Source organism: Streptomyces sp. TP-A0356 (genome assembly GCF_001417775.1).
Classification (GTDB): domain Bacteria; phylum Actinomycetota; class Actinomycetes; order Streptomycetales; family Streptomycetaceae; genus Streptomyces.
Genome location: NZ_BBZJ01000038.1, coordinates 18,227 through 40,194, shown reverse-complemented (window position 1 = coordinate 40,194; position 21,968 = coordinate 18,227). Strand labels below are relative to the sequence as shown.

Sequence of the window (21,968 nt, the reverse complement as noted above, 5' to 3'; positions counted from 1 at the left end):
CCGCCGGATCAGAGGCAGCCTTGGATAGGTGGCAGGACGGGTCACCAGGTGGCCTTCAGCTTCGGGCCGCACGATGTGTGAGTTCACGCCCGCCCGCATCCGGGAGCGGTGCGCCACCATCGCGGTCGGCCCGCTGCGTCTCGGCAGGGGCCGGGCGGCGCTGGCCGCGGACCGGGACGGCGCGGTCTTCGGAATCTGGCAAGGCCGTGTAGCGCTGCTGGAGCTGCGTACCAGAGCGCCCCGTGTAACCGCAGCCCGTCGACGACGCCAGCAGGCCGTCGCCGGTACGCGCCGATCGGACCTGGGACTGGGCGGCGACCAGAGCTGCGTGGGCCGCTCGCGCGGCAGCAGCTGCTTGTCCTTCGCCCGGGGCTGGAGCAGGCCCGGCAAGACGGGAGGGGCGGGGTGACCGCACGACGGGATGCCCGGCCGGCTATCAGGGCCGGGGCACACGTCCGCTTCCGCGGGGCGGTACGGCCGCAGTACGACGCCGAACAGCACACGCTGGCCGAGCGGGGGCAGGCCAAAGCCGAGGAGCTGACCGCACTCGGCTTCGGCCGCGTCTCGCGCACCACCGTGCAGCGCATGCGCCTGGCCTACCGCAAACGTGCGCGCCGCCACAGCAGCAGGCGAACAGACCTCCCGCTCCCAGATCCTCGCCGCACTGGTCGCCACTGGCTTCGTCGGTGTAGGGCGAGAACGGTTGATGCCGAGTTCGGGCAAACAGATGTTGATCAAGCGGGTGCAGAATGTTGTCGAGTTACGGGAACGCCTCGTCGGTGTGTCGGTCAATCGAAGCTGATCGAGGCTGCCCGTCATTCGCTGCCGGCTCCCCGAGCTCCGGCAAGCATCCGAGCGAAGCACCTTCGAGAGGAACCACCCGTGCGCATACCACGCCGCCACCGCACCGCACTTGCCGTCGCTGCCCTCGGAGCCGGTGTCGGCCTCACGCCGCTGCAGAGCGCGAGCGCGGACCCCGCCGCTCCCGCCATCGCCGTCAGCATGAACGGCGGAATCGACCTGTGGGGCCCGGCCGGTGAGATGGACGTCACCGTCAAGGCGCCGCCGGCCGCCGACGCCTACATCCGCCTCGAACTCGCCAGCAGCAACTCCGCGGACAACCTGCACTTCACCGACGATGCCGGTAACACACTCCCCATCGTCCACGAGGCACGGACCAACTACGTTCTCATGGGCGCCGACGACAGCGACCACAACGGCGTCAAAGGCGCTCCGCTGGCCAGCGGGGTCATCCACCTCCACGTCAGCGCCAGCTACCCCGCGTACGAGTTCAACCCTGTCCGGGCCTACCTGATCGACGGCGCCTCCGACAGCGTCATCACCCACTCCAGCCTCGGCACTGACGCACGGATCTTCGTGAACCACCCCTACCTCAGCCCCACCTGGCACAGCCCCCAGGGTTACACCGAGTACAACACTTCACTCGTGGTCGCCACGGGCGACACCCGCCCCGTCGACGAACGGCTGAATTTCCAGATAGCCATGAAGACGCCACCCCAGTCGACCCGCACCCGGTTCGTGTTCACCGCACAGCAGATCGCCAACGCCGGCTACACCGCAACTCAACTCGCATCCGCCCTCACGGTCGGCTACTCCGCCGACGACCAGCAGTTCACCCCAGGCACGTGGACGTTCGGCGCCGACGGCTCCCTTGCCGTCGAGCTGCCTCCCCTCAGCGATTGGCAGTCCCATGCCCAGCAGGACCAGTACCTCCACTTCAACGCCGCCTGGGGACTGCCGGCCGGCACGCTGACCGGAGCCATCGAGGTACGTGATGCCCAAGGCACCCAATACGGCGGCTGGCGGGAGGACCTGAAGTTGACCTCCGACGTGGTTCCGGCCTTCGCCCGAGCCGCGTTCTACGGACGCGACAGCGCCGGCGTTCTGTGGCAGTACCAGGCCTCCCCCACCCCCCAGTACAACCACGCCACCCCCCGCGCCAAGGCCGGCACCGGCTGGCAGATCTACAACGCCATCACCAAGCTGTCCGCCCTCAAGGCCGACGGCACCGGCGACCTCGTCGCCCGCGACGCCTCCGGCGTCCTCTGGTACTACCGAGGCACCGGACACATCACCGTCCCCTTCGCGCCGCGGACACGCGTCGGCACGGGCTGGCAGACCTACAACACGCTCGTCGGCGCGGGCGACCTGACCGGCGACGGCCACCCCGACCTCCTCGCCCGCGACCACGACGGGGTCCTGTGGCTGTACAAAGGCACCGGCAACCCCACCGCCCCCTTCGCCGCCCGCACCCGCCTCGGCGCCGGCTGGAACACCTACACCGCACTGACCGGTGGAACGGACCTCACCGGCGACGGCCACCCCGACCTCCTCGCCCGCGACCACGACGGCGTGCTGTGGCTGTACAAAGGCACCGGCAACCCCACCGCCCCCTTCACCGCCCGCACCCGCCTCGGCGCCGGCTGGAACACCTACACCACCCTTCTCAGCACCTACGACATGAACGGGGACGGCAAAGCCGACCTGCTCGCCGTCGACCACAACGGAGTCCTCTGGCTCTGCAAGGGCACCGGCAACCCGTCCGCACCCTTCGCCGCCCCCACGAAGATCGGCACAGGCTGGAGCATCTACAACACCCTGATCTGAACCCGATCACCCGACCACGGCGACCGGGCGCTGCACCGCCCCACCGCTGTCCCGTCCGTCAACCGAAAGTGAGTAACGCCCCGTCACCCTTGCCTGACACGGACGAGGTCGGCGTCAAACCGGGGCGGTGACCGAGGGAGGAGCATGCACAAGCCCCCCTTGACCGCACTCCGACGACGCCTGGTCGCAGGGATGGTCTAAGGGAAAACGCGGGCCGCACATTCCGGCAGCGGGCCGCCCGGTCAAGGGGCCGTGGTCGGGCCGTCCATGCACCCCTTGTCCACCGCGGTCGGGCTCATGGTCGGGCCGACCACGGCGGACAACGGGCCCAAGTTCCACCACGTTGCGCCGCTTGTCATGGTGGATTGATACGTCGTCATGAACTCACCGATGGGGAGTGGGAGTTACTCGCTTCGCTGATACCTCACGCGGCCACGGGATGGCCGCGGGTGGAGGACCGGCGGGTCATCAACGGGATGGTCTACAAGATCCGTACTGGCATCTCGTGGCGTGACCTGCCGGAACGTTACGGGTCATGTCAGACGGTCTACACCCGCTTCCGCCGCTATGCCCTCGACGGCGTGTTCACCCGAGCTCTGCAACAGATTCAGGCACAGGCGGACGCCGCCGGTGACATCGACTGGCTGGTCCAGGTCGACTCCACCATCGTCCGGGGGGCTCACCAGCATGCCGCCCGTCACGCGACCGGCGCAGCGGCGGGGTGATTCACCGCGATGGCGGCAGGCGGCCCGCTGTGACCGTTCGACCCCCGAACCCTGCATGGGCCGCTTTGGCCTCTTAGGTACAGACCATTGACTCACGCGCGGGTGCTTGCGAGCATCACTCGCCAGCAAGCGTTTGTCTTTGCGGTCTCCGTCACGGCCCCCACCCGTAAGAGGAGTACGACCGTGTTAAACATCGTCATACCGCACAGTGCGCGGCGTCGCCCCCAGACCATCCTCGCCGTCCTCCTGGCGTTGATCGCCGCTTTGGCCATCAACGCCGTCTCGCCTTCGCCGGCCCGAGCAGATGGAACGCTGCTCTCCCAGGGCAGGCCCGTCACCGCCTCCTCCACAGAGAACGCGTCCTTCCCTGCTTCCCAGGCGGTGGACGGCAATGAACAGACCCGCTGGTCCAGCGCGTTCAGCGACCCTCAGTGGATCCAAGTAGACCTTGGATCCGAGCAGCCCATCACGCAGGTCACCCTGAAATGGGAGGCCGCGTATGCCAAGGCCTTCACCATCCAGACAGCCACGAGCCCGAGCGGCCCGTGGACAACCGTCTACTCGACCACCACAGGCACGGGCGGTGTACAGAACCTGAACGTGACCGCCTCCGGCCGGTATGTGCGGATGTACGGCACCCAACGCGCCACCCCGTACGGCTATTCGCTGTACGAGTTCCAGGTCTACGGCGGCTCCGGGACCACGCCGCCGGACAACTTCTGGGGGACGACCGATGACATCCCGGCCTCATCGGCCGTCATGAAAGTGAAGGTCCTCAACCGGACCAACGGCGCCTACCCGGACAGCCAGGTCTACTGGAGCTACAACGGTCAGGTCCACTCGATTGCCGAACAGCCCTACCTCGACATCGTCGCAGGGCCCGCCCAGCGCATGTACTTCTACGTCGGCGCCCCGAACAGCCAGAACTACGACTTCATCGAATTCACCAGCGGTACCGCCGACTTCAACGGCAACACGACCCGCGTGGACGCCTGGGGACTGCCTTTGGCCATCCGACTGCACTCGCACAGCGGTCAGGGCGTCCAACTGGGCGACTCTCAGGACCTGTTCACCATGAGCCGCCAGCAGGTCTTCCAGAGCTTCCAGAATTCCGTGCCGCAGCAGTTCAAAGTACTGGCTCAGACTCAGGCGCCGTACCGCATCATCGCCCCGGGCAGCGACCCGAGCTTCCGCCCAGGCGGCGCCAACGCCAACTACTTCACCGCGTATGCGAATTCGGTCGGCGTCAACGAGCCCACCTCGAACATCTTCGGATGCGCCGGTTCCCTCGCGGCGAACGCCGGCCTGTGCGCGGCGCTGAACCGGCACACCGCAGACCTGCCGGCTGCCCAGCAGCAGGACCCGGCCCGGTTCTACGCCGGCGACCCGGCCAACTGGTACGCCAAGTACTGGCACGACCACGCCATCAGCCACCTCGCCTACGGCTTCCCCTACGACGACGTGGCCGGCCAGGCCGCCTACACCTCGATGCAGAACCCGCAATGGATGGAGGTCGCAGTCGGCTACTAGGGTCCGTCTCCAAACGGACCTTGCCCAGAGCAGGAACGACGCGAGTGTGACCGCCGCTTCGTAGGAGGTGGCGGTCTTGTCGTACCGGGTGGCGATGCCGCGGAAGCCCTTCAGGGGGTTGAAACAGCGCTCGACGAGGTTTCGTCGGCGGTAGATCTCCCGGTCGAAGGTCGGTGGTCGGCCACCGCGACTCCCGGGATGATGCCGGTGCCGCTGCTGGTCAGTCTTCTCAGGAATCGTGTGAGCGATACCGCGTCGTCGTAGGTAGCTGCGGAATCCGCGGGAGCTGTAGGCCTTGTCCGCGGTCACGACAGATGGCTTTGGGCTGGCCCATACCAGACCCGGGGGTACTCGGCGGACTCCTCGAGGTCTGCCGGTACAGGCCGATGTCCGGGATGGTGGTCCCTGGACCCCTCGGACGCGAGGGATCACTCCGAAAGTGATCGAAACCTCGGCCGCCACGATGGATACGGGTGGCGTAGCTTCGATGACCCGCAGCTGGCTTCTCTCACTGAGAGTGGATGTGACGCGAGTCAGCGCCGCTTTCCCAGTGAGGGCAAGCCACCGGGGACCGCTCTTATGCTGGAGCTCTGCCCATCGACGGGAGTCACCGTCCGGGGCGGCGCATTCCGCCAGCCCGGGTCCAGCTCGGTGACTCTTTTCAGGGGCCCGCCCACGCCCCGCGACTTCTTCCTGCGCGGCTTGGCCGGTGGCTCTGGAGGGATGTACGTGTACTGCGCCGGCTTCGCGCGATCCTCTTCAAGGGAGCTTCGCTTCGTCGACTGCCATGCGGGCCCCCTGAATGGGGTTGTGATCGCTTTCTCGGGATCCCAGCCGGCACATAGGCGGCGCTCCAGAACGCCCTTTGACACGACGCAGCGGTCATCCGCTGCCCAGTTGGCAGCGGTTTTGCTTTCGCCGAAAGCCGATATGGCCATGCCGACCCCCCTCGACGCTGACACTGTTCGAACCGTACGCGCTGCTTCGGCTGGTTAGACACGTGTTACGAGCTCTAACTGGCCCTCGGCCCGCCCGGGCCAGTTGGGGCACACACCGCTCGGCCAGTTGGATGCGCAGCGGCAGCAGCTCCTTGTCGGCCCACTACTAGAGATCTTTAACGGTGTGGGTGGGTTACGTCGGGTTGTGACGGCCGTCGTGGACCGGGTTATGCCGGAGGGATGAGGTAGCCCGATAGTGGCGGGCTGACCGCGGAGGACCGGGCTCGGCGTGAGCGGGTCCGCTTGGCGGCCGCCGATCCGATCGAGGCCGGGGCCAGTGACTGGGAGGTTGCCCGCCGGTTCCGGGTGACCCGGATGTCGGCGAACCGCTGGCGGCGGGCGTTGGCTTCCGGTGGTCGGCACGCCCTGGCCTCCAAGGGCTCCAGCGGCGCCCGCTGCAAGCTCGATGCGGCACAACTGCGTGTTCTGGAGTTGGTGTTGGATGCCGGCCCGGCCGCCGCCGGCTGTTCCGACCAGTGCTGGACGCTGGCTCGTATCGCCGAGGTCGTGCCTCGCCGGTTCGGCGTCGAGTACACCCTGGCCGGGCTGGACCTGCTGATGCACCGTATCGGCTGGAGCGTGCAGGTGCCCTCCCACAAGGCCACTGAGCGGGACGAGGTGAAGATCGCCGCCTGGAAGGACGAGCAGTGGCCAATCGTAAAGAGAGGGCGGCGAACTTGGGCGCCTGGCTCTGCTTCGAGGACGAGGCTGGCCAGGGCCTGATGCCGCCCAAGGGTCGTACCTGGGGCCGCCGGGGCCACACGCCGGTGGTGCGGGTCACCGCCGCAGGCACCAAACGTGTTTCGATGGCGGCGCTGATCTGCACCAAAGTCGGCCACCGGCCCCGGCTGATCTATCGCCTCCACCTCGACCGCGGTCCTGCCAAGGGCCGCCGTAAGGGCTTTACCGAGACCGACTACGCCCGCCTGCTGGATGCAGCGCACCAGCAGCTCGGCGGCCCCATCGTTCTGGTGTGGGACAACTTGAACACGCACGTCAGTTACACCATGCGTGAGCTGATCGACGCCCGATTATGGCTGACTGTCCACGAGCTGCCGCCCTACGCTCCCGAGCTCAACCCCGTCGAGGGCGTGTGGTCGCACCTGAAGAGGTCGCTGGCCAACCTCACCAAACACGGCCTCGACCAGCTCACCGCGTTGGTGAAGACGCGGCTCAAACGGATGCAGTACCGCCCCGCCTCATCGAGGGCTTCGTCGCCAAGACCGGGCTCGACCTCCAATCGCCGTAGCCTCAGCCATCGAAGTTCTTCGAGCTCGACGGGGCAGCAGACATGAGCGGGCCTCGAATATCGCCGCAGAGCCCTCATTCGGCGACCAGCTGTTTGACGACTGCCTCGGCCACTGCCCTGGCGCTGAACGGATTCTGTCCTGTGATCAGGCGCCCATCCTCGACGACATACGGGGCGAAGGGCTGGGCAGCCGTGCTGTAGTCGGCACCGAGCTTCTTCAGGTCCTCTTGGACGTTGTAGGGGACCGCTTCCGCCCGGTTCGCCAGTTCCTCTTCGGGCCACGAGAACCCGGTGACCCGCTTGCCCTTGATCAGAGGCTCACCGTTGCTCAGGGTGACGTTGAGCAGGCCGGCTGCGCCGTGGCAGACGGTCGCCACCACACGGCCGGTCTCGTAGAACCGGGCGATCAGGGTTTCCAGGTCCTCGCTCTGCGGGAAGTCGAACATGACCCCGTGGCCGCCGGTGAGGTAGATGGCGTCGTAGTCGTCGACATGCGTGTCGGAGACCTTCATGGTGTCCTTCAGGAGGTCCATGAAGTCTCGGTCCAGGTATCGCTTGCCGGTACCCTCGGCATCCAGCATCTGCCGCGTCAGGCTCTCCGGGTCGAGAGGGATCTTGCCACCCGACGGGTTCGCGATGTCCATCGCGAACCCGCGCTCCTCGGCGAAGTCCCAGAAATGGGTCAACTCTCCGAGCCAGAGTCCGGTCCGCAGACCGACCTTCTGGTATTCGTCGGCATTGGTCACGATGATGAGGATCTTGTTCGTGGCTGCAGGCATGACATTCCCTCTAACTGTTGGTTGCCCCTGTGTGGGGAGTTTCGGTCGACAACATCGTCTCGGCAGGTACAAATCACTGCGGGCCCGCCAATCACTGGCGCTGAGTACCGGCCACAGCGCCCATCACCGCAGGCGATGTCAGACGGTCAGGACGATCTTTCCTCGGGTGTGGCCCGCCTGGCTCAGGCGCCACGCCTGAGCCGCCTCGGCCAGCGGCAGTGCGTGCTCCACAGGCACCGTCAGCTTGCCCGCGTCGGCGAGGTTGGCGAGGGCCGCAAGGTCGGCCGCATCCGGGCGGACCCACACGTAGTGGCCACCCTTCGTTCCCGCCTCGCCATCGATGATCGACGCGACCCGGTCCCGCTTCTTGAGCAGCTGTTGCGACACACCCACCGCGCCGTCGCCGACGAAATCGAGGGCTGCGTCCACGCCGTCGGGCGCCAGCTCCCGTACGCGCTCGACGAGCCCGCCCCCGTAGGCGACCGGCTCCGCGCCGCGCTCACGCAGGAAGCCGTGGTTGCGTTCGCTCGCGGTGCCGATCACCCGGGCGCCGAACGCGACGGCGACCTGGACGCCGAGCGAGCCGACACCGCCCGCCGCGGCGTGGATCAGCACGGTCTCGCCCTTGCCGAGGCCGACCCGCTTGATGCTCTGGTAGGCGGTGAGCCCCGCCAGCGGCGCCCCCGCGGCCTGCTCCCAGCTGAGCGCGGCAGGCTTCCTGGCCAGGGCGCGGACGGGGGCGGAGACAAGCTCGGCGTACGCACCGTTCTGTGCCCAGTCCTTGCGGACGTAGCCGAAGACCTCGTCCCCCACGGCGAACTCCCCGGCATCGAACCCCACCCGTTCCACGACGCCCGCGACGTCCCAGCCGGAGATCAGCGGGAACCGGACCTCCATGATCGGATCCAGGTACCCGGCGGCGAGTTTCCAGTCGACGGGATTGACCCCCGCCGCTTTCACACGGACGAGGACCTCGCCGGGGCGCCACCTTGGGATCGGGCAGGTCAATCAGCCGCAGGTCGTCGGACGAGCCGTACCGTTCGAGTGCAATGGCTTTCATGATTCACGATGGCTTTCCGAGCAGTCGGCGCATCCCGGCCGAGTGGGGAGGACTGGCGCGTGTGAGGTCAGGCAGCTGAGTGCTTTCCGTCTCGAATCTAAAACCGCCGACGTACCCGCACCAATGAAAACACCGGTATCAGGTATCGATGAACCGATGCCTGATACGGGACTGGCGGCCGGTAGCTGCCATGCGGATCTCGTAGGCTCGACACCGTGAGCGATCAGGACACCCCTGGGTCCGGTCCGCTGGACCTCAACCTGCTGCGCACCTTCCTCGCAGTGCACCGCCTGGGATCCTTCACCGCCGCCGCGCGTCGGCTGGGACTGTCGCAGTCCACCGTCACCACGCAGATCCGGACGCTGGAGAACCACCTGGGCCGTGAACTGTTCGAACGCCAGGCACGCGGCGTCACCCCGCTGCCTCACGCCCACGAGCTCGCCACGCAACTGTCGGTTCCCATGGACCAGCTGGCCGGCATCACCGGCGAGAGGCCGAGCGACCACCCGGCACCGGTGCACCTGGCGGGGCCGGCGGAGTTCCTGAGCGGCGCCGGCCTCAAGGTACTGGCTCCGCTGGTCGCGCAGGGAGTCAGGCTGCGGATGGCCATCGGACTGACCGAACCGCTACTCGAAGAACTGCGGGCAGGACGACACGACCTCGTCGTCGCCACCCGACGGCCCAGTGGCCGGACGCTGCACGCCGAACTCCTTGCCGACGAGGAGTTCGTCCTGGTCGCCGCCCCGGCATGGGCCGAACAGCTCAAAGGACAGCAGCTGCCCGCTGCCCTGGAGGACCTCCCCTTGATCGCCTACACCGAGGACCTGCCCATCGCCCGCCGCTACTGGCGCCACGTCTTCAACCGCCGCCTGCACGCCCAGGCCGCGATCACCATCCCCGACCTGCGCGGCGTCCTCACCGCCGTCACCGCCGGCGCCGGCTGGAGTGTCCTGCCCAGCTACCTGTGTCGCACCGAACTCGCCTCCGGTGTCCTGCAACTGCTCCACCAGCCGGAGGACCCCCCGATCAACACCGCCTACCTCGTCCAGCGCCCGGGCAGTCCCACCAACCCACACCTGATCCTCGTCCGCCAGCATCTGCTGGCGGCCGGCAAGGCCTGGCGAATCGGCTCAGCGGCTCCATGGCCCGCCTCGATCCACAGGAAGCCTGACCTGAACGGACCATCCACAGATGCATAGGGTTGGCCAGCCAGCCTGCCCCAGGTGGCCAACCGAACTGAACAGTGGCCAACACGCATGACCCGACAAGGACTTGCGAGGGACCGAGCCCCTGGAGCGCCCGCGTGCGAGCACCTTGAAGTGGCCAGCAGTACCCGACGGCCGCCAAGCGGATGCGCTCACGCCGAGCCCGTTCCTCCGCGGTCAGCCCGCCACTATCGGGATACCTCATCCCTCCGGCATAACGCGGCCCACGACAGCCGTCACGACCCGTAACCCGCACCGTTAAAGATCTCTAGCGCAGCTTCACCTGCAGGTCGGCCGCCGCCTTGGCTTCCGGGGTGGGCTCCTTGCCGGCCTGGTCGGGCAGGTCGGTGCCGGGCACCACTATGGGCTGCTCGGCGCCCAGCAGATAGTTCAGGGTGGTGTCGATGAGCTTGGACGGGTCGCCCAGCTCGCGGCGAGCAGTCGACCGCTGACTGGTCATTGACTTCGGCTCGTCAGGGTGAACTTCCTCGAAAGTCCCGGACGGGCACGAAGCGGTGGCTGTACCCCGTGGTGTGTCAGGTACGGGGATGGTGGCGGGCTGTCCGCTTCGGGACGGCGGCGCCGGGAGACGGTACGGATGGGAGCGGCCGAGCTGTTCGAGCAGAAGATCAAGCCGATGGAGGTCGCACGGCGCCTGCGGGTGAGCCGCAAGTCGGCCTACCACTGGCACCAGCTGTGACGGGACGGCGGCGCGCAGGCTCTGGCCTCCCGGGGGCCGAGCGGCTCGCGCTGTCCGCCCTCGACGGCTTCATAGCCGGCACCGGACTGGCTCCCGGTGATCCAACGTCACCTTGAGCAGCCGCAGTCAGCAACGGCCTGCTCCCTCCTGCGCCGCGAGCTGCCGGCCGCCTCGTCGGCTCCCACCACCCCCTGGCCGGACGTAACGGGAGGGCGGGCCTACGGCCGGATGGCGGGCAGCTCGTCGACCCGCTGATCGCGTCACCGGCGCCGCGGAACCGCGGTGCCTCCCGGTCGATCCCCGTGGAACCTTCACGGGCTGGTGCACAACCATGGCCAAACCGTGGGGATGGTCACAGTCGAGTTGGGCCCCTTTATGTGGTTCGTCGCGATTTATCTGGTGGCTTGTCATGTGCGGGTCGACATAGGAATGTGCGGCGGCATCGAACGCATGTCGCAGTCATACGAGTCGCTGCCGGTGGGCGCGAGCGGCGCGAGAGGACCAACACCGTGTCTGGGAAGAACTTAAGAAGCACCCAGCTCTGCCCCGAGGGACCCGGAGAGCAGAGCCAGAAGGGAAACGTCTTGCCTGGTACGTCCAGAAGAGAGCACATCCTTCACCGGATAACCATCGGCACCGCGGCGCTGCTGCTCCTGGGATCCGGGGTGGCGACGGCGACCGCGGCCGACGGTGGCGGCGGCTTCGACCGCAACCTGAATCCGAACGCCGCACCGTCGACCCGACCGGCCGCCGGGCCCGCGATGAATGCCGTCGCCGCAGCGTCCCGGCCGGTGTCGGGCAAGAACCCCTCGGCCGGGCCGGGCAAGAAGGACACCGCCGGTGTCTGGCAGGTCACCACACCCAGGGTCAAGCTGAGCAACACCGTGACCAACGCCGACGGCAGCACGGCCAACCTCACTTTCGAGGTCTGGACCGCCGACTCCTCGGGGAACGCCAAGACCCAGGTGAAGATCAGCGACAACCAGTACGGCGTCCTGGTGTCCGACTTCGTCAAGTCCGGCTCCACCGCCTCCGTGACCGTGGGCGCCGGAAGGCTGAAGCCGAACGTCGACTACGTCTTCCACACCTCCGCCTACGCCAAGGACAGCGGCCTGTACGAGACGTCGTGGTCGCCCTGGGCCCGATTCCGCGTCACGATGCCCGTCGACCTGACCCTGCCCAACCCCGATGCTTCGGCGCAGAATCCGGACCAGTCCGCCCAGCCGTACACGGACACGATGGCGCCGCCCTCTCCGTGGAAGACCACGGCCGGCCCGAGCCGTGACCGCTCCGTCGCCCCCGGGACGTTCGGGACCCGCTGCACCACCTCCTCCGACGGAGTGAAGGTATGCGGCAAGGCCGAGCCCTACGACGGCCGTAACTTCACCCTCCACCGCGGCACCGCCGCGCAGTCGTCCCTGGTCAGCGGCTGCGACCCGGCCAACCCGCGGGCGGGGCTGTGGACCACGCGCTTCGAGGAGTGCTCGTCGTTCACCATGGCGTGGGAGGCGTCCCTCAACGACGTCCCCGTGGGCACCGTGAAGGCGCTGGTGGTCAACGAGCGTCAACTCGACCCGAAGTCCGGGAACATCACCGAGCGGATCAACGTCACCGACGTGGACGTTCCGGCAACCATCCCCGCGTTCACCCTGGACGCCCCGAAGATCGACTGCGAGCCCTCCGGCAACTGCGGCGTCCAGAACGTCAGCGGCTGGACGGGCGCGGCCGCATGGGTGCCCGGCGATCACCACAGCGTGACCGCGGACGCCTCCTACCTCTGGGGGCCGGACCTGACCGGACCGAACACCACCAAGCCGCAGGTGATGAAGCTCGGCGTCGCGGTCGCACTGCAGGGCAACCCGAAGATCCCGGGCCAGACGGTGCAGACGACCCCCGCGGTCTTCATGGACGTCGCGGGCGGCGACCTGGAGAACGGCGGAGCTTCCGACCAGATCCGATGCGACAACACCAAGATCATCAACAAGGTGCCGACGATCGGCTGCGTGTTCCACAGCTACGTGTCGACCTACACCTTCAACGCGGCGAAGTACCCGCAAGCCTCGTCGCACGCCTGGCTGATCCAGCACAAGCTGGCCAACCACCCCGGCAGCAAGGCCGACAGCAAGCCGCTGTACTTCCTGCCCGACGGTGACATCAGCGGCAACCGGACGGTGATCTGCCCCACCGGATGGGCGGCGGCCAACGGCGACACCAGCGCCCTCAACGGCACGACGGACAAGGAGCTGAACTGCGACGAGTTCGCGTTCAACGCCACCTACAACAGCGGCGGGATGCCCTCGCTCGCGGGTGGCCTGAACCCGGTCAGCAGCGGGGACGCCTGTGTGCAGACCCTTGCGAACAAGCAGGACGGCATCGTGCACCTGTTCAACATCGACGGCCTCGTGCCGACGTGGAAGGAGGTCTGCGGACGGTCCGCGATCTCCGGGAACGACAACAGCGGTTCGATGGCCGGGTTCGCAGCCTTCAACGCGAACCAGCGACTGCTGGACCGTGACCCGTACTGGCTGAACACGAACATGCGCGCGGCGTGCGCCGCCGACAGCACGACCGTGAAGTGCACCATGACCGCGAACAACCAGTAGCACCACCCCGCTCACAGGGGGCGCCGCGCCGCGAGGGCGCGGCGCCCCCGCTGCTACCGGTTCACACCGGCGAGGGCAGGTGCACCGCGGGCAGCAGCCCCAGCTCGATCTCCTGACGCGGCAGCGACAGCCCGAGATGCTCGCCCACCGCCGCGAACAGCCGCTTCGCCAACTCCTCGTCCTCGTCCTCGGGGTCCTCGCAGCCGGGGAAGGTGTCCCGCACCGCCCCGGCCCGGCGCATGGCCGCGTCCAGTGCGGAGAACGTCCCGAGCCGGTCCCTGGGCGGGACCGCGGTCTCCAGCAGGCTGTCACCGGGCTCGCCGGAACTCACTTCGCCAGCTGCGTCGATGTAGCACACCCACGGGTGCTCGTGCAGGAAGCGGTCCAGGCAGACGAGTTCGTCGCCCTGCTCCACCAAGGTGTCCTGGCCCAGCCGGTCGAGGAAGACGAGGTGCCAGGTGGACCGCTCGACCTCCAGGACGTACGTCCACTCGCCGCTGCGCCCGAACATCGCCACGCTGTCACCCAGGTTGACGCTCAGCCTGTCGAAGTCCTTGAACAACGGCGGCCGTTCGGCCATGCCGCGGTCGGCGCCGAGGCGCACCACGAAGTCCACCGGGTCCAGGCCCCGCACCGCCGTGAGGCTGATGTCCGAGAGCATCCCGTCCTTGGCGATCGCACCGCTGTACCAGTGCTCGCCGATCCACCCCAAGCTGTTGTCAGTCATCGCGGCGACCCCTCTCCTCGACCGTCGCGCACACGTTAGCGACTTCGGCTGGTCAAGGTGACGTTGGATCTCCGGGAGCCAGGCCGGTGCCGGCCATGAAGCCGTCGAGGGCGTCGGGCCGGTGCTGGAGGTGTTTGAGCCGGTTGCGGACGAGGGCCTCGAGCCGGTCGAGAGCGACGACGTTGACCGCCGTACCGCTGCTACCGACGCGATACGCCCGGGCGGTCAATGCCCGCCGGGGTCTCAATCGGGTACGACGCGGTGGGTATCCGTGAGGTGGCCGCTGAGACGGACGTGGCCGTCACCACGATCTTCTCCCACTTCGCCTCGAAAGAGGCCCTGGTGTTCGAGCAGGACGAAGACTTCGAGCAACGCCTCACGCAGGCGGTCACCGGCCGGGCGCCGCATGAGCCGCTCATCCCCGCACTGCGCCGCGAGATCCAGGCCCTGGTGCGACATTGCACGGCGGACAGCACTGCCCCCGTCTGGCGCATGATCGACGCATCACCCGCCCTGCGGCAGTACGAGGAGTCGATGAGGCTGCGCCATGCAGAGTCCCTGGCCACCGCCATCGCCGCTGATCTGGACTCGCCACAGACCACAACGGCCTGCCGGACGATCGCGAGGTTCGTGATCGACGCCTATTCACTGGCCAGGGAGGCGGCCGACCCGGAGACCGCGGTGGACGAGATCTTCCAGATGATCGAGGCCGCCTGGGCCGTCACCTGCCCCTCCAGAGCCTTCACCGGCACGGCCTGACCTCAGCCTGGACTCGACCCCGCCCGGCGCTGTCCCGCCGAGCCCCAGCGGCAGAGCGAAGGGATCTGGAGCCGGTACGCCGCCGGAGATGACCTACGGTCACCATCCGGCTGGACACCACGACGAACTGACGACAGTTGAACCTGTTCGTAGACTCCGAGGCCGCCGGTAACATCACCTCCATCAAGGAGCACAAGGCTCCATGCGCGTGGCGTAGTTCTCCAAGGGCCCTGCTGGATGTGCTGGAGTTCATCGCCTCCCGGATCGCGCGCAACATCCGTGAGCAGGAGGGCGTTCTGATCCGGGTGACGGCGTTCGCGTCGCTCAACCGGCAGCCGGTGGACCCTGGGGCTGACGTAGATCGTCCTCAAGGGCCTGATCCACGGCGGCGAGGACGCGGCCCCGGAGATCACCGCGACGGCCATCAAGGCGGCGACCGCCGACTACTTCGGCCTCACCGTCGAGGACCTGTGCGGCACCTCGCGCGGCCGCGTGTACGGCCACGACCACGACGACCTCAACCCCGGTCCGCCTCCACGACGTGCGGCACGGTGCCGCGACGTTGGCGCACCCCGCCGGTAGCCTGAAACCAAGCAACTCGCCTCCACCCAACTCGGGACAGTCCGGAGCCTCCATTCGAACCGGGGCGGTTCACTGTCCGACCCCGCCCTGAACGGAATGACCCGCCAGCAACTCAACGACCTCACCGAGAGAGCGCGTTGCGGGCGGCGGTCGTGGGGTGGTCAGCAACTGCTTGGCGTTGTTCAGTCGGAAGCTGCGGATGGGGCTTCTCGGTGTGGTCGGTCAAGGCAGGATCTCGACGTACCCGTCCGTTCCGTGCACGCGGATCCGCTGCCCGTCCCGGATCAGCCGGGTGGCCTGCTCCACGCCCACGACGGCCGGCAAGCCGTACTCCCGGGCGATCACTGCGCCATGGGTCATCAGGCCGCCCACTTCCGTCACCAGGCCCGCGATTCCGACGAACAGCGGCGACCAGCTGGGGTCCGTGAAGGTCGTGACCAGGATGTCGCCCGCTTCGAGATCGGCCTGCTCCATGTCAAGGATGACGCGGGCCCTTCCCTCGATGGTCCCGGCGGAGACCGGTAGACCGATCAGGGCGCCGGCCGGCACGTCGTCGCGCCGGTACGCCCCGGTGACGGCCTCACCATCCGATGTGAGCACCCGGGGCGGTGTGAGCGCGTGGTACGACCGGAACGCGTCTCTGCGCTGCTGGATGAGCTGGTCATCCACCTGGTTCGAGCGCACGACGTCGTGGAGTTCCTGGAACGTGAGGTAGAAGATGTCCTCCTTCTCAGGAAGCACGTTGGCCTGCACGAGGCGCTCGGCCTCCTCCAGCAGGGCCTGCTTGTAGACGAAGTAGCGGCTGACGATGCCGTACTTCGGGTACTCCCGGTACCCGATGAAGGTTCTCACCCGGTCGATCATCCGCTTTGCCTCGGCGGCTTTCTGGTCCCCGTCCGGCAGGGCCCGCAAGCGTGAGAGCACGTCCAGTTCCTTCTTCTGCGCCTTCTGCCGCCCTTGCTCGAAGCGCCGCTCGGCGGCGCCCGGCTCGAAGTTCCTGACGTTGTCGAGGATCACGGGCACGAGCGTGGTAGGGCGCTCGCGCCAACGTGGCCTCGTGATGTCGATCTCGCCGACGCAGCGCATGCCGTACCGGTCGAGGTAGGCCTCTATGGCGTCGCGCGCTTCGGTCCCGCCCGCGAGCTTCGCCAGCTCGTCCAGGAAGCCCTCGTCCTCGACACCCTGCAGGAACGCCACCACCTCCGACTGCGGGCGGATCACATCCGCGACGTCGAGCAGCGCCAGTCCCATCTGCGACGTGACGTTGTCGGGGGCGGACAGCGTCAGCGTGTCAGCCGCGTTCTTCTCACCCAGCCACTCCTGCAGCTTGTCGTTGAGCCACCACGTGGCCTCCATCCCCGCCATGATCGCCTGAAGGTTCAGCGGATCACTGAGGACTCGCTTGTGCTCCTCGAAGGCCTCCAGCAGGAAGTCGAACAGCGCCGGTCCGGTCTTCGTCCGGATGTCGCGCTCCAGGGCGGCGATGGACACCTGACTGCGCTCGATCAGCTTGGTGACGATGGCCGGATCCGTCTCGATCGGGGCGGACGCACCGGCCGGCGGCCCGCCGGGACCCGCGTCCGGCAGCGACGGGACAAAATCGTCGCGGTCGAGGACGGTCTCCAGAGCGTCCCTGACCAGCGGATCGCCTCGCCCCATGACGTCCAGGAGGCTTGCGCGGCTCGCGGGCGAGGCCAGGCGCCGGGTGACATCGACGAACAGTCTCCCGCCCGCCTCGTGCATCGGCACCATGGCCGTCAGCTGCCACATGGAGAGCCCCAGGGGCTTCATGGGGTCGGTCATCATCTGCTGATGACCAACGGAGACGTAGACGTGGTTCTCCTGGTCGCCGGTCTCGGGGATGGGGAACAGCGTCGTGATCGGCCGGCTCTGAACGATCTGGAAGCCATCGTCGACCAGGCACCATTCGATGTCCTGCGGACGGCCGAAGTGCGCCTCGATCCGCCGCCCGAGCTGCACGAGCCGCACGACCTGCGCATCCGTCAGCGCCGGCTGCTCCTGCCACTGCGAGTCGATCGCCGTTTCCTGCGTACCGCCAGCCGGCAGGGCGTGAACGGCACGCTGTTTGGCGGCGATCGCCTTGGCGACGACTTCGCCGTGTCGCACCTTGAAGACGTCCGGGTTCACCAGGCCGGAGACCAAGGCCTCGCCGAGGCCGAAGCCGGCGTCCACGGTGGCGACCTGCCGGTTGCCCGTGACGGGGTCGGCCGTGAACAGGATGCCGGCCGCATGCGGGAAGACCATCTGCTGCACGACCACGGCCATGTGGACCGTACGGTGGTCGATGCCGTTCCGCTGGCGGTAGGTCACGGCCCGCTCGGTGAACAGCGAGGCCCAGCACCGGCTGACGTGCTGGAGGATCGCCGTCGGCCCCACGACGTTCAGGTACGTGTCCTGCTGGCCGGCAAAGGAGGCCGTCGGCAGGTCCTCTGCCGTCGCGCTGGATCGGACGGCGTAGGCGGCTTGCTCGCCGAGCCGGGCGAGCGCGCGGGTGATCGCCGCCGCGAGATCGTCCGGGATGGCGATCCCTTCGATGGTCCGACGAATCTGCGCGCTGAGCGTGCAGATCGCCTCCCGGTCGTCCGGGTTCAAACGCGACAATTGATCGAGCCGATCGTCGATCGACGGCGCTTCCGCCATGATCCGCCGGAAGGCGTCCGTCGTCACGCAAAAGCCACCCGGCACGCGGATGCCTTCGATCCGCGACAGCCCGCCCAGGTGCGCGCCCTTGCCGCCAACGACCGCGACCTGCACCGCGTCAACCTCTTGAAGATCCAACACGTACTGCTCAATCATTGCGACACCCCCGAGGCGCCCGTGCTCCGTTGCACTGCGATGGCCGATCGAATCACCAGCGCCTCCAACTCTGTCGAATCTCTTGTCGAGCACGTCCTCATCCCTGGTTGCCTTCCCTCTGACGAGTCGGCCGGCCGCTCCGCCCAGTCGGGCGGCCCGCACCCCCGCACCCCCGCACCTCCGCGCCGAGCACCCGCAACTGCACTGCGGTCCCACCGCTGGTTCGACGTCACCGCGCCCCCATACGTCGACAACAACACACGCACGTCGTGCCCGCCCCTTCCGCAGGTTGTGGCATCGGCCGACGATTCTGCGCCGTGACCCGGGTCTTGCGGCAAGCCCCCCAATGCGCTATACGTTGAGAGTGGCAAGGAGAGAGCTCTCCTTGCCTTTGCCTTTTGCCGTCCAATGGAACTGACGAGCTTCTCGCGAAGCGGTGGCGCGCCGCGTACGGGTACGCGTCGTTGACCCAGGCGGATGTCCCATCGGCCTACGGGTGCAGCCGCGGAACCAGAAGCTCTTTCCGCTGTCGGCAAGGCCCGAACGTCGAGCGCGCCGCCATCTCCCGGAGGTCGTCGCGCCACGCGAGTGCTGGGCCAAGCTCGCCAAACGGACGCTTGACGGTCTGCGTGGCGCAAATCGGCCGGCGCTGCGGGTGCCGATAGATCTTTCGCCTAGGTGGCGGACCTGATCGCTGATCTTGAGTCGTGCCCGTCGACCTCCTGGCTATCCGCACATGTGGAGGGGCAGGGACGGCATGACGATCTGTCATGCTGCTGCGACTGGCCTACGTCACCATCACCGCCGTCACGCTGCTGTGCCTGCTGCCGATGAACGATCGGGACAAAGACCTCGAGATCTTGCCGCTTCGGCATCAGCTGCTGGTGCTGCAACACCATGTCGGCAAGCCCGCGTTCACCGAAACCGACCGCGTAATCCTCTCAGGCCTGCTCCACCACCTGCCGAGGGAGAAACCCTATCTGTCGTTAAACTCGACTTTACCGACCCGAGGAGCTCGTGAACGGGCTCTGAACTGCGACGACTCATAGGCTACATGTCCGTGACGGGGAGTCGGAGCCGTTTGGCTCTGTTCACGAGAACCGGTACTCGTGAACAGAGCCAGGCCGTTGCTGTTCGCCGTCATTCAATCGAGCCGTTTGACAGCGAATCCAGTCGTTCAGGCTTCCTTGTCAGCGAACCTGGTCGCTCTTCGGCCCGATGCCTTTGATCCTGGTCAGAGTTCCGTCCGGGGCGAATGAGTGGTGGAAGGTGAAGGCGTGCGGTGCGGAGCCGTGGTCGTGGAGGTGCTCCAGCCTGGAAACCCCGTCCCGCCAGGTGGGTATCACGCCGTCGGAGACCCACCAGCACACGTAATTCGGGTGCCCTGTCCTCTCGAACCAGTCGTAACGCCTGTTCAGCGACTCACGGTGCAGACCGGTGTAGACGGCGTCGAAGGCGGGGCGCAGGTCGGTCCAGAGTGAGAGGGTCGCGGCCAGGGCGGTGGTTTCCACCGTATGGCCCTTGCCGTACCAGGTCGGTACGGCGAACTCTCCCCATGCACCCCAGTCCGCCTCGAAGAGCATGCCCCGGTCACCGTCTACCGTTTCAGCACGCGCGAGGTATCCGGGGTGCTGACTGATCTTCCGGTAGACGGCCTCACCACTGTCGTAGAACTCGCGCGTGAGAGGTGCGGGATCGGCGAGAGGTGACTTCAGGACGCCGAATGTGTACAGAGCAAGATGGGGCATGCGTCTCTCCCTGGTTGGGGGGCCTGGTGTGGACCCGGTTCGGTGGCTTACGCATGGGGGCGAGGATTCGTGGGGCGTGACCAACCCATCCCGTCGCGGGTGGCTCAACCTGCGGGGAACTCATGTGCGACCGTGGGCGATCGCCGAAGACCAGGTGAAGGTAGCTGCCTCTGCGGGCCATGTCGAAGTTGCGTTTTCCCTGTCCAAGTGGCCTCTTGCACAGGTCCTTCCGGGAGCTGGGGCGGTGGCGCTGCCTGCCGTCGTGGAAGTCCGCATCGGCCCCGCAACGGCGGAGGAGCAGCATCGACAGCTCCGCTCAAGCTGGTGTGCCGGGGCGACGCCAGCGGCGTCGACTGGGTTGGATGACGCAGCGACTGGGTTCGCTGTCAAAGGACGGCCAGCCTGGCTATATCGACGTCTCACGACAGCAGTTGTTGACGACCGCGGGAGGCACCTGCCGCGCCGGGATGTCGTTGTCGACGAGAATGGGAGGCACCCGCACCGACACCCGGCAACGGAGTGCTACTGGCTGCCACCTGCGCCCGTACCCAGCGCTCTTTCTCCGAGCGCCGGCCGGGCGGCCGACGGCGCCTCGCCGGTCACCACCGAGCTGCTGTCCAAAGCCGTGGACATTCGGCGCGGGCAGCGCCTCCCGAACTGCCGGACATACGCTGCTCTTCGTCATCGACAGAGCCAGCCGGCCAGTGCTCACACGCCGTCGACGCTGATCCCGAGCTCGGCGAGCAGACCGAGCACTCGGACCCGGATCTCCTCGCGGATCGGCCGGGCGGCCTCCACGCCCTGGCGAGGTCTGGGTCCACGGCCCCAGCAAGGAGCCTGGGAGGTCTACGTCGTCAAGGCCGACGCCGACCAGCTCGGCAAGAGTCCGGTCACCGGCGGCGACGTCTGCTGCACCAGCCCGACCACCGAGACCGCCACCACCGCATCCGCCTGCGGCAGCTGACCAGCGACCCAAGCGACTCACGACCGGACAGGGGCAAGCACGTGACTTAGACGTCGTCTCATTTGGTAAGTCTGCGGTAGCAGATGAGGCTGCAGGCGATGGCGGTGAAGGCGAGGAAGTGTTCGGCCTTGCGTTCGTAGCGGCGGTGCAGGCGGCGGGAGCCGGCGAGCCAGGACATCGTGCGCTCGATGGTCCAGCGGTGCCGGCCCAGTCGGGTGGAGGACTCGATGCCCTTGCGGGCGATGCGGTGCCGGATGCCTCGCCCGCGGAGCCATCGGCGCAGGTCGTCGTAGTCGTACCCCTTGTCCGCATGCAGCTTGGCGGGCCGCCGCCTGCGCGGCCCGCGGCGGGAGCGGATCGGCGGGATGCCCCGGACGAGCGGCTTGAGCGCCTGGCTGTCGTGGAGGTTCGCTCCGGAGATGCCGATGGAGAGGGGTAAACCGGTCCGCTCGGTGATCAAGTGGATCTTCGAGCCCTTCTTGCCCCGGTCGACAGGATTCGGACCTGTCAGCTCCCCCCTTTCAGGGCCCTCATGTTCACCGAGTCGATGGCGCAGCGCGACCAGTCCAGGTCCCCGCGCGAGCCCAGTTCGTCGAGGATGAGGCGGTGGAGCTTGGCCCAGACCCGGGCGGCGGTCCACTCGGTGAACCGGCGGTGCGCGGTCGGCCCCGACGGACCGAAGACCGGTGGCAACTGCCGCCAGGTGCAGCCCGTCGTGGCCACGTAGATGATCGCCGCGAGGACCTCACGGTCACCGTAGCGTCGTCTGCCCCCGCCTTGTTGTCGTGTCGGAGCAGGAGGCACCACCCGCTGGAGGAGTTCGTACAACTCGTCCGGCACCAAGCGTTCCACGATCAGCACGCACTCAGGCTACCGATCCTCTCCAAATGAGAC

At 67.6% G+C, this 21,968-nt stretch carries 17 protein-coding genes and 6 pseudogenes; 14 read left to right on the top strand and 9 right to left on the bottom strand.

The window, feature by feature from the left end; all coding sequences use genetic code 11:
- Positions 1–85 precede the first annotated feature (85 nt).
- The 5 genes and pseudogenes from ASC56_RS40265 to ASC56_RS34775 form a co-directional block, all read left to right on the top strand.
- Positions 86–235, top strand: a pseudogene (locus tag ASC56_RS40265) (VOC family protein); the annotation flags it as partial.
- A 372-nt stretch (positions 236–607) separates the two neighbouring features.
- Complete coding sequence (locus ASC56_RS40260; protein WP_107309443.1) at positions 608–802, top strand: hypothetical protein; 195 nt, start codon at positions 608–610, stop codon at positions 800–802.
- Positions 803–882: 80 nt separating this feature from the next.
- Positions 883–2,628 (top strand): VCBS repeat-containing protein, encoded by a 1,746-nt coding sequence (locus tag ASC56_RS34785; RefSeq protein WP_055495600.1) that lies wholly within the window; start codon positions 883–885, stop codon positions 2,626–2,628.
- 365 nt (positions 2,629–2,993) lie between these two features.
- The gene (locus ASC56_RS34780; protein ID WP_055495599.1) at positions 2,994–3,353 is read left to right on the top strand and encodes an IS5 family transposase; all 360 of its coding nucleotides are present in this window, start codon (positions 2,994–2,996) and stop codon (positions 3,351–3,353) included.
- A 192-nt stretch (positions 3,354–3,545) separates the two neighbouring features.
- Complete coding sequence (locus ASC56_RS34775; protein ID WP_371330453.1) at positions 3,546–4,883, top strand: beta-1,3-glucanase family protein; 1,338 nt, start codon at positions 3,546–3,548, stop codon at positions 4,881–4,883.
- 18 nt (positions 4,884–4,901) lie between these two features.
- Here the strand turns inward: ASC56_RS34775 and ASC56_RS42510 are convergent.
- Positions 4,902–5,204: pseudogene (locus tag ASC56_RS42510) on the bottom strand (transposase); the annotation flags it as partial.
- 920 nt (positions 5,205–6,124) lie between these two features.
- On the opposite strand from ASC56_RS42510, the gene ASC56_RS38970 reads away from it, so the two are divergent.
- Positions 6,125–6,604, top strand: coding sequence for a winged helix-turn-helix domain-containing protein (locus ASC56_RS38970; protein WP_234377209.1), 480 nt, complete (start codon positions 6,125–6,127; stop codon positions 6,602–6,604).
- A complete protein-coding gene (locus tag ASC56_RS34765) occupies positions 6,529–7,176 on the top strand; it encodes a transposase (protein WP_371330446.1) in 648 nt (215 codons plus the stop codon). The genes ASC56_RS38970 and ASC56_RS34765 overlap by 76 nt, the downstream gene beginning before the upstream one ends.
- 28 nt (positions 7,177–7,204) lie before the next feature.
- On the opposite strand, the gene ASC56_RS34760 is transcribed toward ASC56_RS34765, so the two are convergent.
- Both ASC56_RS34760 and ASC56_RS34755 read right to left on the bottom strand, forming a co-directional pair.
- Positions 7,205–7,909: a type 1 glutamine amidotransferase domain-containing protein gene (locus ASC56_RS34760; protein WP_055495598.1), complete on the bottom strand. Its 705-nt coding sequence runs from the start codon at positions 7,907–7,909 to the stop codon at positions 7,205–7,207.
- A gap of 138 nt (positions 7,910–8,047) precedes the next feature.
- Positions 8,048–8,969, bottom strand: a pseudogene (locus tag ASC56_RS34755) (NADP-dependent oxidoreductase).
- A gap of 215 nt (positions 8,970–9,184) precedes the next feature.
- On the opposite strand from ASC56_RS34755, the gene ASC56_RS34750 reads away from it, so the two are divergent.
- The gene (locus ASC56_RS34750; protein WP_063785052.1) at positions 9,185–10,168 is read left to right on the top strand and encodes a LysR family transcriptional regulator; all 984 of its coding nucleotides are present in this window, start codon (positions 9,185–9,187) and stop codon (positions 10,166–10,168) included.
- Between the two features lie 274 nt (positions 10,169–10,442).
- On the opposite strand, the gene ASC56_RS34745 is transcribed toward ASC56_RS34750, so the two are convergent.
- Positions 10,443–10,634, bottom strand: a complete 192-nt coding sequence (locus ASC56_RS34745; RefSeq protein ID WP_055495597.1) for a hypothetical protein — start codon at positions 10,632–10,634, stop codon at positions 10,443–10,445.
- A gap of 18 nt (positions 10,635–10,652) precedes the next feature.
- Here ASC56_RS34745 and ASC56_RS43335 point away from each other — a divergent pair, with 18 nt between their 5' ends.
- Both ASC56_RS43335 and ASC56_RS34735 read left to right on the top strand, forming a co-directional pair.
- The gene (locus ASC56_RS43335) at positions 10,653–10,874 is read left to right on the top strand and encodes a helix-turn-helix domain-containing protein (protein WP_371330445.1); all 222 of its coding nucleotides are present in this window, start codon (positions 10,653–10,655) and stop codon (positions 10,872–10,874) included.
- A gap of 584 nt (positions 10,875–11,458) precedes the next feature.
- Positions 11,459–13,477: a hypothetical protein gene (locus ASC56_RS34735; RefSeq protein WP_159039786.1), complete on the top strand. Its 2,019-nt coding sequence runs from the start codon at positions 11,459–11,461 to the stop codon at positions 13,475–13,477.
- 61 nt (positions 13,478–13,538) lie between these two features.
- Here ASC56_RS34735 and ASC56_RS34730 read toward each other — a convergent pair whose 3' ends face one another.
- Both ASC56_RS34730 and ASC56_RS34725 read right to left on the bottom strand, forming a co-directional pair.
- Complete coding sequence (locus ASC56_RS34730; protein WP_055495595.1) at positions 13,539–14,204, bottom strand: hypothetical protein; 666 nt, start codon at positions 14,202–14,204, stop codon at positions 13,539–13,541.
- Positions 14,205–14,256: 52 nt separating this feature from the next.
- The gene (locus ASC56_RS34725) at positions 14,257–14,433 is read right to left on the bottom strand and encodes a hypothetical protein (protein ID WP_371330443.1); all 177 of its coding nucleotides are present in this window, start codon (positions 14,431–14,433) and stop codon (positions 14,257–14,259) included.
- A 20-nt stretch (positions 14,434–14,453) separates the two neighbouring features.
- Here ASC56_RS34725 and ASC56_RS34720 point away from each other — a divergent pair.
- A pseudogene (locus tag ASC56_RS34720) lies at positions 14,454–14,963 on the top strand (TetR/AcrR family transcriptional regulator); the annotation flags it as partial.
- A 236-nt stretch (positions 14,964–15,199) separates the two neighbouring features.
- A pseudogene (locus ASC56_RS38960) lies at positions 15,200–15,458 on the top strand (chromosomal replication initiator protein DnaA); the annotation flags it as partial.
- Positions 15,459–15,767: 309 nt separating this feature from the next.
- Here the strand turns inward: ASC56_RS38960 and rph are convergent.
- Positions 15,768–18,362, bottom strand: a complete 2,595-nt coding sequence (rph, locus tag ASC56_RS34715; RefSeq protein WP_055495594.1) for a rifamycin-inactivating phosphotransferase — start codon at positions 18,360–18,362, stop codon at positions 15,768–15,770.
- 770 nt (positions 18,363–19,132) lie between these two features.
- On the opposite strand from rph, the gene ASC56_RS34710 reads away from it, so the two are divergent.
- Positions 19,133–19,411, top strand: a complete 279-nt coding sequence (locus ASC56_RS34710; protein ID WP_055495593.1) for a hypothetical protein — start codon at positions 19,133–19,135, stop codon at positions 19,409–19,411.
- A 141-nt stretch (positions 19,412–19,552) separates the two neighbouring features.
- Here the strand turns inward: ASC56_RS34710 and ASC56_RS34705 are convergent, their stop codons facing one another.
- Positions 19,553–20,110, bottom strand: coding sequence for a DUF3291 domain-containing protein (locus ASC56_RS34705; protein WP_055495592.1), 558 nt, complete (start codon positions 20,108–20,110; stop codon positions 19,553–19,555).
- An 806-nt stretch (positions 20,111–20,916) separates the two neighbouring features.
- On the opposite strand from ASC56_RS34705, the pseudogene ASC56_RS42505 reads away from it, so the two are divergent.
- Positions 20,917–21,074: pseudogene (locus ASC56_RS42505) on the top strand (glyoxalase/bleomycin resistance/dioxygenase family protein); the annotation flags it as partial.
- A gap of 58 nt (positions 21,075–21,132) precedes the next feature.
- Here the strand turns inward: ASC56_RS42505 and ASC56_RS40245 are convergent.
- Positions 21,133–21,926, bottom strand: a protein-coding gene (locus ASC56_RS40245) for an IS5 family transposase (protein ID WP_234377213.1) whose coding sequence is annotated in 2 segments (ribosomal slippage) — positions 21,133–21,591 and positions 21,594–21,926 — 792 coding nt in all. Because the reading frame shifts where the segments join, the coding sequence is not laid out codon by codon here.
- Between the last annotated feature and the right edge of the window lie 42 nt (positions 21,927–21,968).

Bases quoted from the DNA above. Each gene is read 5' to 3' on its own strand.
- ASC56_RS34705 (WP_055495592.1), bottom strand. From the start codon at position 20,110: ATGCCCCATCTTGCTCTGTACACATTCGGCGTCCTGAAGTCACCTCTC.
- ASC56_RS34710 (WP_055495593.1), top strand. From the start codon at position 19,133: ATGCTGCTGCGACTGGCCTACGTCACCATCACCGCCGTCACGCTGCTG.
- ASC56_RS34745 (WP_055495597.1), bottom strand. From the start codon at position 10,634: ATGACCAGTCAGCGGTCGACTGCTCGCCGCGAGCTGGGCGACCCGTCC.
- ASC56_RS34760 (WP_055495598.1), bottom strand. From the start codon at position 7,909: ATGCCTGCAGCCACGAACAAGATCCTCATCATCGTGACCAATGCCGAC.
- rph (WP_055495594.1), bottom strand. From the start codon at position 18,362: ATGATTGAGCAGTACGTGTTGGATCTTCAAGAGGTTGACGCGGTGCAG.
- ASC56_RS34730 (WP_055495595.1), bottom strand. From the start codon at position 14,204: ATGACTGACAACAGCTTGGGGTGGATCGGCGAGCACTGGTACAGCGGT.